This is a genomic window from Bradyrhizobium sp., assembly GCF_035484855.1.
GTDB lineage: Bacteria > Pseudomonadota > Alphaproteobacteria > Rhizobiales > Xanthobacteraceae > Bradyrhizobium.
Genome location: NZ_DATHOP010000093.1, coordinates 1 through 13,165 on the forward strand (window position 1 = coordinate 1; position 13,165 = coordinate 13,165).

Annotated in this window: 14 protein-coding genes and 2 pseudogenes; 7 read left to right on the forward strand and 9 right to left on the reverse strand. The window is 63.4% G+C overall.

The window, feature by feature from the left end; translation table 11 throughout:
* Window positions 1–75: 75 nt before the first annotated feature.
* Window positions 76–657, forward strand: a pseudogene (locus VK804_RS10545) (fumarylacetoacetate hydrolase family protein); the annotation flags it as partial.
* Window positions 658–699: 42 nt separating this feature from the next.
* Entirely contained in the window at window positions 700–1,737 is a 1,038-nt protein-coding gene (locus VK804_RS10550; protein ID WP_325370733.1) for a 2-dehydropantoate 2-reductase, read from the forward strand.
* A 240-nt stretch (window positions 1,738–1,977) separates the two neighbouring features.
* Here the strand turns inward: VK804_RS10550 and VK804_RS10555 are convergent.
* Window positions 1,978–2,189: pseudogene (locus VK804_RS10555) on the reverse strand (gamma-glutamyl-gamma-aminobutyrate hydrolase family protein); the annotation flags it as partial.
* Between the two features lie 163 nt (window positions 2,190–2,352).
* Here VK804_RS10555 and VK804_RS10560 point away from each other — a divergent pair.
* Together VK804_RS10560 and VK804_RS10565 are read left to right on the forward strand one after the other, a co-directional pair.
* The gene (locus VK804_RS10560; RefSeq protein WP_325370699.1) at window positions 2,353–3,324 is read left to right on the forward strand and encodes a tripartite tricarboxylate transporter substrate binding protein; all 972 of its coding nucleotides are present in this window, start codon (window positions 2,353–2,355) and stop codon (window positions 3,322–3,324) included.
* Between the two features lie 16 nt (window positions 3,325–3,340).
* Window positions 3,341–4,501, forward strand: coding sequence for an FAD-dependent monooxygenase (locus tag VK804_RS10565; RefSeq protein ID WP_325370702.1), 1,161 nt, complete (start codon window positions 3,341–3,343; stop codon window positions 4,499–4,501).
* Here the strand turns inward: VK804_RS10565 and VK804_RS10570 are convergent.
* Both VK804_RS10570 and VK804_RS10575 read right to left on the reverse strand, forming a co-directional pair.
* Window positions 4,498–5,280: a gamma-glutamyl-gamma-aminobutyrate hydrolase family protein gene (locus VK804_RS10570; protein WP_325370706.1), complete on the reverse strand. Its 783-nt coding sequence runs from the start codon at window positions 5,278–5,280 to the stop codon at window positions 4,498–4,500. The genes VK804_RS10565 and VK804_RS10570 overlap by 4 nt on opposite strands.
* Before the next feature lie 103 nt (window positions 5,281–5,383).
* On the reverse strand, window positions 5,384–6,076 hold the full coding sequence (locus VK804_RS10575; RefSeq protein WP_325370710.1) for a hypothetical protein: 693 nt from the start codon (window positions 6,074–6,076) through the stop codon (window positions 5,384–5,386).
* Between the two features lie 144 nt (window positions 6,077–6,220).
* On the opposite strand from VK804_RS10575, the gene VK804_RS10580 reads away from it, so the two are divergent.
* Together VK804_RS10580 and VK804_RS10585 are read left to right on the forward strand one after the other, a co-directional pair.
* Window positions 6,221–7,339, forward strand: coding sequence for an AI-2E family transporter (locus tag VK804_RS10580; protein WP_325370713.1), 1,119 nt, complete (start codon window positions 6,221–6,223; stop codon window positions 7,337–7,339).
* 10 nt (window positions 7,340–7,349) lie between these two features.
* A complete protein-coding gene (locus VK804_RS10585; RefSeq protein ID WP_325370715.1) occupies window positions 7,350–8,453 on the forward strand; it encodes a WD40 repeat domain-containing protein in 1,104 nt (367 codons plus the stop codon).
* A 97-nt stretch (window positions 8,454–8,550) separates the two neighbouring features.
* Here the strand turns inward: VK804_RS10585 and VK804_RS10590 are convergent, their stop codons facing one another.
* The 6 genes from VK804_RS10590 to VK804_RS10615 form a co-directional block, all read right to left on the reverse strand.
* Window positions 8,551–8,796 (reverse strand): antibiotic biosynthesis monooxygenase family protein, encoded by a 246-nt coding sequence (locus VK804_RS10590; RefSeq protein ID WP_325370717.1) that lies wholly within the window; start codon window positions 8,794–8,796, stop codon window positions 8,551–8,553.
* A 308-nt stretch (window positions 8,797–9,104) separates the two neighbouring features.
* Window positions 9,105–9,341 carry a hypothetical protein gene (locus VK804_RS10595; RefSeq protein ID WP_325370720.1) on the reverse strand — a complete coding sequence of 79 codons (237 nt, stop codon included), beginning with the start codon at window positions 9,339–9,341 and terminating at the stop codon, window positions 9,105–9,107.
* Between the two features lie 48 nt (window positions 9,342–9,389).
* A complete protein-coding gene (locus VK804_RS10600) occupies window positions 9,390–10,613 on the reverse strand; it encodes a GGDEF domain-containing protein (protein ID WP_325370722.1) in 1,224 nt (407 codons plus the stop codon).
* 235 nt (window positions 10,614–10,848) lie between these two features.
* Entirely contained in the window at window positions 10,849–11,325 is a 477-nt protein-coding gene (rpsI, locus tag VK804_RS10605) for a 30S ribosomal protein S9 (protein ID WP_325370724.1), read from the reverse strand.
* Window position 11,326: 1 nt separating this feature from the next.
* Window positions 11,327–11,791 carry a 50S ribosomal protein L13 gene (gene rplM / locus VK804_RS10610; RefSeq protein ID WP_325370726.1) on the reverse strand — a complete coding sequence of 155 codons (465 nt, stop codon included), beginning with the start codon at window positions 11,789–11,791 and terminating at the stop codon, window positions 11,327–11,329.
* Window positions 11,792–11,947: 156 nt separating this feature from the next.
* Window positions 11,948–12,376: a PaaI family thioesterase gene (locus VK804_RS10615; protein WP_325370728.1), complete on the reverse strand. Its 429-nt coding sequence runs from the start codon at window positions 12,374–12,376 to the stop codon at window positions 11,948–11,950.
* Between the two features lie 83 nt (window positions 12,377–12,459).
* Between VK804_RS10615 and VK804_RS10620 the strand changes: the two genes are divergently transcribed.
* The coding region (locus VK804_RS10620; RefSeq protein WP_325370731.1) for an enoyl-CoA hydratase at window positions 12,460–13,165 on the forward strand (706 nt) is incomplete at its 3' end.

Here is a 13,165-nt window from a genome sequence, read left to right on the forward strand (position 1 = left end):
GCCGGTGCCAAGCCGAGCGGCCAAAAGCTGAAACTCTCCGACGTTCGCGTTCTGACGCCGTGCGATCCCTCGAAGATGATCTGTCTTTGGAATAACTTCCACCAGCTCGCCGCCAAGAACGATTTCACGCGGCCGAAAGAGCCGCTCTGGTTCCTGAAGGCGCCGAATGCCTATTGGCCCGCCAGCCAGCCGATCCAGCGTCCGGCCACCTATGCCGGAAAGATCATTTACGAGGGCGAGCTCGGTGTGGTCATCGGCAAGAAATGCTTCAATATCAACGAGGCTGAAGCCGGCGACTACATCTTCGGCTACACCTGCGTGAACGACGTCACCGCCGTCGATCTCCTGCGCAAGGACAAGTCGTTCGAGCAATGGGCACGCGCCAAGAGTTTTGACACGTTCGGCGTGTTTGGCCCGGTGATCGAAACCGGCGTCGACCCCTTAAAACTGTCGGTCAAGACCGTCCTGAACGGCAAAGAGCGCCAAAACTATCCGGTCGCCGACATGTTCTTCCCGCCGCACAAACTGGTAGCGGCGATCTCCAAGGACGTGACGCTGATGCCGGGCGACGTCATCGCCTGCGGCACCTCGCTCGGCGCCGGCACGATGGGAGATGCCCACAACGTCGTCGACATCGTGATCGATGGCGTCGGCAGCCTCAGCAATGTCTTCGACCAGGTGCTGCCGAGCCCTTATCTGCTGGGCGCACCGCCGAAACAGAAAAAGATCTGCGTGGTCGGCGCTGGCGCCATCGGCGGCCTGCTGGCGGCCAAGTTTGCGCTGGCCGGCGAGGACGTTACCGTGATCGACCAGGGCGCGCATCTCGCCGCGATCCAGAAGAACGGTCTGAAGCTCGAGTGGCATGACGGCAAGGTCCAGACCGCGAAAATGAAGGCCGTCAACAAGCCGGCCGATGCCGGCAAGCAGGATATCGTGGTGCTGGCGGTGAAAGCGCACTTCCTCGACCAGGTGGTGCGCGACATCGATACGCTGCTCGGTCCCGACACCATCGTGCTCACCGTGCAGAACGGCCTACCCTGGTGGTACTTCCAGCGGCTCGGCGGCCAGTACGACAATCACAAGCTGGAAAGTCTCGATCCCTCCGGCGTGCTCACCAAGAATATCGATCCGAAGCGCATCATCGGCTGCGTGGTCTATCCCGCCGCGGCCGCCACCGCGCCCGGCGTGATCCACCACGTCGAGGGCGATCGCTTCCCGATCGGCGAACTCGACGGCAAGGAGACCGAGCGCGTCAAGGAATTGCACGACGTCTTCATCAAGGCCGGACTGAAATCGATGGTGTTGCCGGACATCCGCTCGGAGATCTGGCTGAAGGCGTGGGGCAACCTCTCCTTCAATCCGATTTCGGCGCTGACCCATGCCACGCTGGTCGACATCTGCCAGTTCGCCGAGACCCGCGCGCTGGCGGCGGCGATGATGAAGGAAGCCCAGGACATCGCGCAAAAGCTCGGCGTCACCTTCCGTGTCTCAATCGACAAGCGCATCGCCGGCGCCGAAGCCGTCGGCGCGCACAAGACGTCGATGCTGCAGGACGTGGAAGCCGGCCGCTCGCTGGAAACCGAAGCGCTGATCGGTTCGATCCTGGAAATGGCCAAGCTGACCAATACCGCCGCACCCTCGATCGAGTCCGTCTACGCGCTGGTGAAACTTCTCAACAAGGTCATGCTGCTGGAAGGCGGCGGCGTGAAGGTGGAGAAACTAGGCAAGGCGGCCTGAGCCTCGTCATGCCCGGGCTTGTCCCGGGCATCCACGTCTTTGCAACCCAGGAGCAGGAAAGACGCAGATGGCCGGGCATAGGCGAGCGCAAGCGACGCCGTCCTTCGGACGGCTATGCCCGGCCATGACAAAGAATGCGATTCTTTTTTCAGGCAGTTAGAGGAGCGCGGCCACGCCGCGCGTCTCGAACCACGAGGCCAAAGCACGCGCCACCATGCTTCCGCTCAAGTGGAATTCGCTTTAGGCAGCTCGTCGGCGGGCCACCAGCCTCGCCGAAGACAGTGAACGGCGCCCGTTGATCGGATTGCGCTGCGGATCGTATTCGGCGTGCCACTGCACGCCGAGCGCGAAGCCTGGGTGTCCGCGATCCGGATCGCCTCGATGGTGGCCGTCTTCCGCCACGCCTTCGATGACGACCGCTTGCCGGGCTCCAGGATGCCCCTGCCGTGCAGCCGGAAAAGCGGACATCGATTTGGGTCCGTTTCGTGGCCATGAACAGACATGCAGCCGCCCGGGGAATTTCACCCCGAGCCCTCACAGAACCGGACTTGACACGCTCGCCGCGTCGCGGATGGTGCAGTGCCCGCGGCTGATCAAAAGGGTCTGGAGACGACCATGAAGGGACCGAATGTGCTTCGGATTGTGGCCGCGCTGGTTGCCGCAATGGCGGCGATGCCGGCAAACGCACAGACCTATCCCGACCACCCGGTTAAGATCGTGCTGCCCTTCGGTGCCGGTGGCGTCGCGGATGTTAGCTCACGCATCATTGCCGATAAGCTCGGCGAGCGTCTCGGCCAGCGCTTCGTGATCGAAAACATGCCGGGCGCCGGCGGCATTAGCGCGGCCCAGACTGTGCTCGCCGCGCCGCCGAACGGTTACACGCTCGGCCTGGTGACCAACGGAACCGCTATCTCGGCCGCACTATTCAATCGCCTGCCATTCGATCCGACCGTGGACTTCGAGATGATCTCGACGCTCGCCTCGTTCGACCTCGTTTTCGCCGTCAACGCCGCTTCACCGTACAAGACGCTCGTCGATTTTGTCACGGCCGCCAAGGTTTCACCGGGCAAGCTCAACGTTGGCACCGTCAATATCGGCGGCACGCAAAATCTCGGCGCCGAGCTGCTCAAATCGGCAGCCGGCATCGACGTGCAGGTCGTTCCGTTCCGCAATTCGCCCGAGATTGTGGTCGGGCTGCTGCGCGATGACGTGCAGATGATGGTGGACTTTCCGGCCGCTGTGAAAGGTCAGGTCGACGACGGCAAGCTGAGATTGCTGGCGACCTCCGGCCCGAAGCGCTCGCCCTCGATGCCGAACCTGGTTACCGCCGCAGAAGGCGGCGTCAAGGGCTATGAGGTGACGTCCTGGAACGGCATGTTCGCGCCGCGCGGCACGCCGTCATCGATCATCGCCTTGATCAATGCGACCCTGAGGGAGGTGCTGGCGCTGCCCGACGTCAAGCAGCGCCTCCTCGAGCTCGGCATCGAGGCGCGGCCGAGCAGTCCCGAGGAGCTGATGGCCTTGTTCAAGGCCGACGTCAGGAAATGGGATAAGGTCATCATCAACGCCGGCATCGAAAAGAAGTAGCCTTGGGAAGGAACAAATGCCCGATCATCAATTGTCCATTGCAATCGTCGGCGCCGGCATGGGAGGCCTCGCGGCCGCTGCCACGTTGCGGCAAGTCGGCATCGACGTGCAGGTCTACGAGCAGGCTGCGCGCTTCGCGCGAATCGGCGCCGGCATCCAGATGATGCCAAACTCGATGAAGGTGTTGCGCGGCATCGGCATCGAGCAGCGGCTGCGCGAGTTTTCGTTCGCACCCTATTCGCATCTCAACCGGGTCGGCGACACCGGCGAAGTCACGCGAGAATTGCCGATGCCGGAGAGCCTCTACAACGCGCCTTATCTGTGCATGCACCGCGGCGATCTGCACGACGCGCTGCTTGCGACCGTCCCCGCCAACAGCGTCCACACCGCCAAGAAGCTCGTCGGACTCGACCAGGCGAAAGGCCACGTGACTCTCACCTTTGCCGACGGCTCGCGCACGACGGCAGACGCCGTCATCGGTGCGGATGGCGTACATTCAACGGTGCGGGACTTGATCATCGGCCGCGACGAGCCCGTGCACAAAGGCCGCATTGCGTACCGGGCGGTGTTTCCATCGGCACTGATGAATGGAAAAGACATCGGCCACTCACGCACCAAGTGGTGGGGTACCGACCGGCACATCGTCATCTACTACACGACGAGAGCGCGCAACGAAGTCTACTTCGTCACAAGTGTCCCCGAGCCATTTGAAGGGCTGACACGCGAATCATGGTCCGCGACAGGCGACATGTCTCAATTGCGCGCCGCATATGAGGACTTCCACGAGGAGGTGCGCGCAGTTCTCGCCGCCTGTCCGGATTGCCACAAATGGGCGATCCTCGAGCGCGAGCCGCTGCCACGTTGGAGCAATGGGCGGGTGGCCTTGCTCGGCGATGCCTGCCATCCGATGACGCCCTACATGGCGCAAGGCGCCGCAACCTCGATCGAGGACGCGGCGGTGCTCGCCCGCTGTCTCCAGGCCGTTGATGGCGCCGACGTCGAAGGCGCGTTCGCCCGTTACGAGGCCCACCGCAAGCCGCGCACGACCGTCATCCAGGCCATTTCGAGCGCCAACACGTGGATGCGCGAGGGAAGCGGCGACACGAGTTGGCTCTATGGTTACGACGCCTGGACGGCGCCGCTCGACGAGCCGGCCGCTCACGCCGCGGCAGCCTAACGTCCTACACCGGTAAGTTCGCGACGGGCCGCCAACGCCTCCCCGAAGGCGGTGAACAGCGCGCGGTTGATCGGGTTGCGCTGCGGATCGTATTCGGCGTGCCACTGCACGCCGAGCGCAAAGCTCGGCGCGTCCGCGATCCGGATCGCCTCGATGGTGCCGTCTTCCGCCACGCCCTCGATGACGACGCGCTTGCCCGGCTCCAGGATGCCCTGGCCGTGCAGCGAGTTGACGCGGATGGTTTCGCATTTGAGGATTTGCGCGAACGCGCCGCCGGGCACCAGCGTGACCTCGTGACGGTCGGCGAAGATGACCTTCGGATCGGGATGGATTTCGCCGTTTTCGAGCCGCGGCATGCGGTGGTTCATGCGTCCTGGGATATCGCGGATTTCCGGATGCAGCGAGCCGCCGAAAGCGACGTTCATCTCCTGCAGGCCGCGGCAGATGCCGAACAGCGGGATGCCGCGGGCGACGCAGGCTTCCGACAGCGCCAGCGCCAGATCGTCCCGAGGGATGTCGTAAGGCTCGTGGCGGGAATCGGGTTCGGTGCCAAAGCGCGTGGGGTGGACGTTGGCGCGCGCTCCGGTCAGCACCACGCCGTCGACGACATCGAGCAGCGCTCCGATGTCCGTGATCTCGGGCGTAGCCGCAAACATCAGCGGCAGCGCGCCGGCGACGTCGGCCACCGCCCGAAGATTGCGCTCGCCGACCAGCTGGGTCGCAAATCGATTTTCGATGCGATGGGCATTCCCGATCACACCGACCACCGGTCTCCTCATCGCCATCAATCCGGTTCTCGCCCTCGCGCACCGCCAAGGATTCGCGGCGATCATGCCTGCCGGCCGGGGCCGGATCAACCGGTCGGACCGCAAGGCGGCGATGCTATTTCCGCGTAAAGGCCTCTTTTGGATCGATTCCCTCGATATCGGGCAAACCCGCCGCCCGCAGCGCCGTCGCCGCTGAATTATCCCCGCCCTTCAGCCATGGCAATCTCGCCTCGATCCCGCGCGTGACGGGCTCTCCCAGCACGCCGCCGAAATCGAGCGGCCACAGGCCGTTCGGCACCGCCTCGGCCGTAACGGCATAGAGGCGAAAGCCCTTGCCGAAGGCGGCTTCCAGATCGTCTGATTTAACCAGGCGCGCGCTCGCGGGATCGGTCGGGTCGGCGAAGGTCACGAGCACCGGAATCAGTGCGCCCGTCACCGGCACCGTGCCGCTCATCCCGCTCATCTCGTTGAACGACACGTTGCGGCCGTTTGCCTTGTAGGCGCGCAGGGCGACGTAATTCATGCCGTCGAGATCGATTGTCTTGTCGAGATGCGCCAGCAAGGCGACCAGATTCCTGCCGCCGCCGAGGTCGACGAACACCGCATCGCCTTTCATCGCGGTGTGGCCGCGACGGCTGTAGCCGCGGTCGGGATGCACCGACATCACGCCGGAGGCCGATTTGGTGCCTGCAGGCGTCTCCACCTCGACCGTCAGGCGGTATTTGTGACCGGGCCGGTTGATGCGAATCTGGTCGCCGATGAAAAGCGCGGCCAGCAACGCCACAGGCCCGAGCCATCTGAAGTTCATTCCACCCGCTCCTTGACCATCGTAAGACCGCATCATCGCTTTGCACAACGAGGGCGCCGGCGTCAAACCGGCGCCTTCTCCGCTTGATCGCGGGCGCATTTGACGAAAGAGTAGGTTCGGCCATTGGCGTGCGAGGGAGACCGTGTGGAAGGTTCAGAGGATCGTGTTCGGACCCGTAACGATCTGGCATGGGCGATATCGGTCGGCGGCGTCGGCATCGTCGGCTTTGCCGCTTTGCTGGCGTTCACCTGGTACTATGCCGCGGCGCTGTTTTTGATATTCGCGGGCGTCCTGCTCGGCGTCGCGCTCAACGCCATGACCACACTGCTGGGCCGCGTGGTGAAGCTGCCGCATGCGTTGCGGCTGACGATCGTGTGTCTGGTGCTCGCGGGCCTGCTGTCGGGCGCAGTCTTCCTCGGCGGCGCCACCATTGCGGAACAGGCGACCGCGCTCAGCGACACCATCAAGTCGCAACTGGTCGGCGTCAAAGCCTTCCTGGAGCGGCACGGCATCGACACCAGCTATTTCGACGTCGGCACGTCCGCCGCGTCCGGGAAGTCGCCAGCGCCGGCAACGCCGGGCGCGGCGACAACGCATGAGCTTCCGGGCGCCGGCGCGCTTGCTTCCAGCGGCGGCGCGATCGTCAGCCAGACCCTCAGATTGCTGCTCGGTACCGTGAGCGCGGTCGGCAACTTCTTCATCGTGCTGTTTCTGGGGCTCGCGTTTGCGGCGCAGCCTGGTGTCTACCGCAAGGGTCTGTTGTACATGGCCCCCGCAAAGCACCGCGACCGTGCCACCGTGATCGTCGACCGCATCGGCGAAACCCTGGAGCGCTGGCTGATCGCGCAGATCCTCACCATGTTCGTGGTCTTCCTGGTGACATGGATCGGGCTTGCCATCATCGGCATCAACAGCGCATTTATCCTCGGCATCCAGGCCGGGCTGCTCGCCTTCATTCCGACCGTCGGCGCGCTGATCGCGGGCCTGATCGTGGTGCTCGCGAGCCTCGCCTCGGGATGGGTCGCCGCAGTCAGCGCGCTGGTGCTGTTCCTCGGCGTTCACGCGCTCGAAAGCTATGTCCTGACGCCGATCCTGCAGCGCCGCGCGCTCGACATTCCCCCGGCCACGCTGTTTGCGTTCCAGATCCTGCTCGGCATCGTGTTCGGCGTCTGGGGCATCGCGCTGGCGCTGCCGCTGATGGCGGTTGTCAAAGTCATGATCGATTACTTCAAGGCGGATGAGGCCGCGGCCAGCCTTGGCTGATGCAAAGCACATGAAGCGGCGCTTGCTATTGTCAAGCTTCGCGGCGCTCTTGTTGGCCGCCGGCGGCGCATATCTATTAGAAGACAAGTTCACGGTGCTGGGCTTGCGCGTCGCAAGACTTCATTCCCTGACAACCAAAGTATCGCCAACAGGGATTGCATGGTCTCCCGATGGAGAAAAAATCGCGGCCATCCACGATTTCGGACGAGCTATCTCGGTTTGGAATACTGGCGGCGACCTCCTCATTACGATCAAGCGCGAACTTACGACCGGTCCCTATGTAGGATCGTCCCTTGCGTTCATGCCAGATGGCCGCAGCATACTCGCGCCCGCGCCTACTCCGACGCATTATCCAACGTCGTCTCTGGGTCTCTGGGACGTCCAAACTGGCGCGCTTCAACGAGTCGTACCGGCGCCATCGTCGGACAAGATATTTCAGGAAGTCCTTGCAGGAATATTCGTCGTTTCACCAGATGGCACCTTGGTGGCCTTTAGGCCGATTCACGACGTAGGACCGATATCCATCTACAGAACTGACGATTGGAGCCTGCTTAAAACCAGGCCAATTTTCGAGAGCGAAACACGAGGCCTCAAACCGTCGGCCATCACCGGAGAGACGCGACCGGACTTCCCGGACATCGTCACCGCGCTTGCGTTCGCCCCAAACAACGATCTCGCGGTTGGCCTGATAGACGGACTTGCGATGATGGGATCGTCCTCAAGCATTCTCCAATACATTGAGGGTCGGACGGTTCGCAGCCTGGCCTATTCGCCAAACGGGCAGTTTGTCGCCACGGGCATTGGGACCATGTTGTCTTCGACGTCCGCAGCACATCTTGTCCATCTGCAAATCCGCGAGGTCGCGTCTGGGAGTGCAGTTGTCAACGACAACACGATTGGAGACGTGCGCAATCTCGCGTGGGATCGGGAGGGACAAATTCTTGCCGTCGTGACAACGGACGAGACAGTCCATCTGTATCGCCCGTTTGCGAGCGGCAGCGCTCACCAAGACATGTCCGTCTCAAAAGGAGCGTTCACGCTCGCGTTTTCTCCGACAAAATCAGAGCTTGCTGTCTCTACCGGAACAGGTGTCGATATTTATTCGGTCAGATAGGCCAAGACGGCCATGGCCGTCTTGGCCAGATTCCTGTACGGAGCCATCAGGTCGTCACCACCGTCTCGGTGTGTTCGACCTCGGGCGGCGAAGCAAATTACTGCCCAACCAGTCCGCGCCACGCCGTGAAATCCTCGGAGCCGCGGAAATCGACGGTGTGGTTTTCCAGCGTCTCCCATTTGGCCATCAAACGGTAGCGCTGCGGTTTCTCGATCGACTTGTGCAGTTCAAATCCCTTGCCACCCTTGGCGCGCAGGAACAGCGGGCGCGCTTTCGCGACCGCGGCTTCAAAATCCTTTTCGGAGCCGGGCTTGACGTCGATTTGGGCGATTTCGGTGATCATCGGGGACGGCCTCTGGTTTTCGATGGCACGTCTGTAGCGCACCTCATTGCGTTGTTGAAGTGTCAGCATCCGCCAAATTTGCGCGCGACCTCAAGCCTTCCATTCTTTCACCGCGCCGACCACGTCCCACATCATTTTGTCGAGCGCCTGCACGACCTGGAACTCATGCGGCGCATTCTTGCGCGAGTTCGCGAGCGCCGCCCAGGACAAGCAGGACTTCGTTCGCACCAGGATCGCTGAAGTGCCGGTGAGCGTGCCGTTGTACCACCAGTTTCCGGCGTCCGTAATAAGCCAGCCCTTGGCACCCGCTAATTCAACAGCAGCACCGTGGCGGCGACCAGCATCGCGCAGCCGACGAACATCACGACCGCCCAGCGGATCCGGAGCCGATCATAGCGGCCCTGGGCGCGGCGTTCGGATATCAGCGCCGTCTCATATTCGTCGGAAGTCTGGAACATGCAGGCAAAGCCGCCGCGGGCCGACGCCGCGGCGTCTTCGAGCGACATCAGCGCGGTGCGGGCGTTCCGATTCCGGATCGTGTCCATGACCGAAATGATATGGAGCGAATGGTAAACGGCAGGTTACCGGCCGCTTCACACCAGGCCCGCCACCGGCCGCGAGGACGCCGGAAGGGCAAGGCCTGCGGTCTTGCGCCGCCAGTTTTCCAGCGACAGCGGCAGCTCCTCGGCGGCCTCGACGCGGTTGCGGCCGCTTCGCTTGGCCTGATAGAGCGCGGTGTCGGCCGCCGCCAGCAGCACTTCGAGCTCGGTGCCGGCGGGGCCGCCGGCGACGCCGATGCTGACGGTGGTATCAACCGGCCCGGCATCGTCCACAATTCCGGAATCTGCGAACGCCTCGCGCACGCGCTCGGCCGCGATCACGCCTTCCTCCAGCGAGCACGGCAGCAATGCCGCGAACTCCTCGCCGCCGATCCGTCCCGACAGGTCCGACAGCCTGAGCGCATTGACGACGATGACCGCGAACAGTTTCAGGATCTCGTCGCCTGCCGGATGACCGAAGCGGTCGTTGATCTTCTTGAAATGGTCGATGTCGAAAATCAGCACCGTCACCGGGCGGCCGGCATGGGCCTCGCGCTCGATCACCCGCGAACAGGCCTCCGCAAAACCGCGGCGATTGAACATGCCGGTCAGGGGATCGATCGCGGCCGCCGTCTTGTGCGCGCTCACCGTGCGCTCCGACACCAGCATGAAGATCAGGAACACGGTGCCGACCGCGTAGAGCACGAGTTCGATCGCGAACACGGTCACCCAGATGCTGCCGGAAAACTTGCCGTCCTGCGGATGCAGGAGGTCGCCGAGCAGGATCGGCAGCATCAGCACGAAGCCGTGCATGACCGGCACCACGATGGCCGGCCAGCGCTTGCGCATGGTGCGGCGGCGGTCGGACCACAATTCGGTGGCGGTCAGCGCCGCATAGATGGCGACAATGCCGGCGCCGATGGTCAGGCGCAGCTCGGCGGCCTCCGGCGCCAGCGTCATCACCGCGGCGATCCAGGCCATGGCGCCCAGCACCAGCCCCGGCAGATTGGGCTTGCGGCCGTGAAAGACGCGCGAGGCGTTCCAGACCATGCCGCAGGCGACGAAGCCGACGGCGTTCAGCGCCAGCGACAGCATCTCGCCGAGCGTGCCGCTGGCAAGCGTCCAAAGTGCGACGGACGCCGCGCCGAGCAGATAGGCGGTTCCCCACCATATCAGCGCCGGGATGTTTTCCTGGTTGCCGAAGAACAGCAGCATGGCTCCCAGCATGGCCGCGACCATAGTAGCAACGAGATAGAGCGTTGAGGTATCGAGCGACATTGGCAACCCCTAAGGACTGTGATGCAGCGGTGCCGGTTCGGATGAAGGTTAAAAACCTGCCTCCTCCACCGCGGAATCTAGGACCGCCGTGTTTGCATTTCGTTGTCGCGTGCGCGCAAGTTTTCGCAAAAAACTGCGTCAACTCATCGGCAAATGCATCGCGATGCGCACAACGAAAAAGGGCGCCCGAGGGCGCCCTTCTGGATTGCGGATACGCGGCATTCGCCGCGGTTTTTTAACGCTTGGAGAACTGGAACGACTTGCGCGCTTTCGCCCGGCCGTACTTCTTGCGCTCGACCACACGCGAGTCGCGGGTGAGGAAGCCGCCCTTTTTCAGCACGTTGCGCAGGTCCGGCTCGAAATAGGTCAGCGCCTTGGAGATGCCGTGGCGCACCGCGCCGGCCTGGCCAGACAGGCCGCCGCCGGCGACCGTGCAGATCACGTCATACTGGCCGGCGCGGGCGGCGGCGACCAGCGGCTGCTGGATCATCATCCGCAGCACGGGGCGGGCGAAATAGACCTCGACCTCGCGGGTGTTGACGATGACCTTGCCGGCGCCGGGCTTGATCCAGACCCGGGCGACCGCGTCCTTGCGCTTGCCGGTGGCGTAGGCGCGGCCGTATTTGTCGACCTTCTTGACGTATTTCGGCGCTTCCGGCGTGGCCGGCTTCAATGCCGACAACTGGTCGAGCGACTGCATGGTGTCGGACATGTTATGCGGCCCTCATGTTCTTGCGGTTCATCGATGCGATATCGAGCGTTTCGGGTTGCTGGGCCTCGTGCGGATGCTCTGGGCCGGGATAAACGCGCAGGTTACCGAGTTGCACGCGGCCGAGCGGTCCGCGCGGGATCATGCGCTCGATCGCCTTCTCCACCACGCGTTCGGGAAAGCGGCCCTCAAGGATCGACTTTGCAGTGCGTTCCTTGATGCCGCCGATGAAGCCGGTGTGATTGTAATAGACCTTGTTCTCGCGCTTGCGCCCGGTCAGCACCGCATGCGCGGCGTTGATGATGATGACATGGTCGCCGCAATCGACATGGGGCGTATAGGTGGGCAGGTGCTTGCCGCGCAGACGCATGGCGACCAGGGAAGCGAGCCGGCCGACCACCAGACCCTTGGCGTCGATCAGGATCCACTTCTTCGTCACCTCGGCTGGCTTCGCCGAAAAGGTTTTCATGTGAGGAAATCCGCAAAAAGGGGAAATCGGCGCGTGCCGCGCCGAACTGCGGCGGTTTCTAGATAACCGCGCGGCGCGCGTCAATGCCCGACCGAGATAAATAATCATGTAAAAACAATGGCTTATAAATATGGTGCGATGTTACCGGGCAAAACATCAAGCATTTGGAATGGAATAGGTCGAGGTTACATGGGCGATCGGTTCCGGCGAGGTCCCCGACAGCAGATTGACCTCGCCGACGGCCAGCCGCTTGCCCAGCTTCAGGAGCCGCGCCTGCGCCAGCAGATCCTGCCCCGGCGCGCCCTTGCGCAGAAAATTGATGTTCAGATTGGTCGTCACGGCGAGCCCGACCGGGCCGATCGCCGACAGCAGCACCACATACATCGCGAAATCGGCCAGCGCCATCAGCGTCGGTCCCGAAACCGTGCCGCCCGGGCGCAGCATCTGCTCGCTGTATCGTTGGCGCAGCAGACAGGAGGTACCATCAGCGCGTTCGATCGATATGTCGCCGCCACGGAAGACCTGCGGGAATACGTCGTGCAGATACTTCTCCAGTTCCGCCACGGTCATTTTTGCGCTTGTCATATCGCTCCGCCTGCCCTCGCCTCACGCGGCTTGTTACATTAAGGTGATGCAGCCACCCAAGCGATTATTAAGTGGATATTTCGATGACCAGCCAAACCGCCCGCGCCGCGCCGCCGCAGACCCCGATCCTGCTGCGCGAGATGGCAGGCCCTATCGCCGTGCTGACGCTCAACCGGCCGGCGGCGCGCAACAGCCTGTCCGAGGCGCTGATCGCCGAACTCGACGCGGCGCTGCGGCAGATTCACGACGATGCAAACGTGCGCGCGGTGGTGATCGCGGCCAACGGCCCGGTGTTTTCCGCCGGTCACGACATGAAGGAATTGACCGCGCGCCGCAGCGATGCCGATCGCGGCCGCGGCTATTTTGCCGAGATCATGACGGCCTGCAGCGCGATGATGCAGGCAATCGTGCATCTGCCGAAGCCGGTCATCGCCGCGGTCCAGGGCATGGCCACCGCCGCCGGCTGCCAGCTGGTCGCCAGCTGCGACCTCGCGGTCGCCGCCGACGATGCGCGCTTCGCCACCTCGGGGATCAATGTCGGTCTGTTCTGCTCGACCCCGATGGTGGCGCTCAGCCGCGCGGTCGGGCGCAAGGCGGCGATGGAAATGCTGCTGACCGGCGATTTCATCGACGCCGCGACCGCGCAGGCGCTGGGGCTGGTCAACCAGGTCGTGCCGGCAGCGGGGCTGCGCGCCGCGACCGACACCCTCGCCCATAAGATTGCCGAGAAATCGGCGCTCGCCATCGCCCTTGGCAAGGAGGCGTTCTACCGCCAGATCGAGATGAACC

Coding starts and splice junctions, on each gene's coding strand:
- VK804_RS10560 (WP_325370699.1), top strand. CDS start 2,353: ATGAAGGGACCGAATGTGCTTCGGATTGTGGCCGCGCTGGTTGCCGCA.
- VK804_RS10565 (WP_325370702.1), top strand. CDS start 3,341: ATGCCCGATCATCAATTGTCCATTGCAATCGTCGGCGCCGGCATGGGA.
- VK804_RS10570 (WP_325370706.1), bottom strand. CDS start 5,280: ATGAGGAGACCGGTGGTCGGTGTGATCGGGAATGCCCATCGCATCGAA.
- VK804_RS10575 (WP_325370710.1), bottom strand. CDS start 6,076: ATGAACTTCAGATGGCTCGGGCCTGTGGCGTTGCTGGCCGCGCTTTTC.
- VK804_RS10585 (WP_325370715.1), top strand. CDS start 7,350: ATGAAGCGGCGCTTGCTATTGTCAAGCTTCGCGGCGCTCTTGTTGGCC.
- VK804_RS10590 (WP_325370717.1), bottom strand. CDS start 8,796: ATGATCACCGAAATCGCCCAAATCGACGTCAAGCCCGGCTCCGAAAAG.
- VK804_RS10595 (WP_325370720.1), bottom strand. CDS start 9,341: ATGGACACGATCCGGAATCGGAACGCCCGCACCGCGCTGATGTCGCTC.
- VK804_RS10600 (WP_325370722.1), bottom strand. CDS start 10,613: ATGTCGCTCGATACCTCAACGCTCTATCTCGTTGCTACTATGGTCGCG.
- rpsI (WP_325370724.1), bottom strand. CDS start 11,325: ATGTCCGACACCATGCAGTCGCTCGACCAGTTGTCGGCATTGAAGCCG.
- rplM (WP_325370726.1), bottom strand. CDS start 11,791: ATGAAAACCTTTTCGGCGAAGCCAGCCGAGGTGACGAAGAAGTGGATC.
- VK804_RS10615 (WP_325370728.1), bottom strand. CDS start 12,376: ATGACAAGCGCAAAAATGACCGTGGCGGAACTGGAGAAGTATCTGCAC.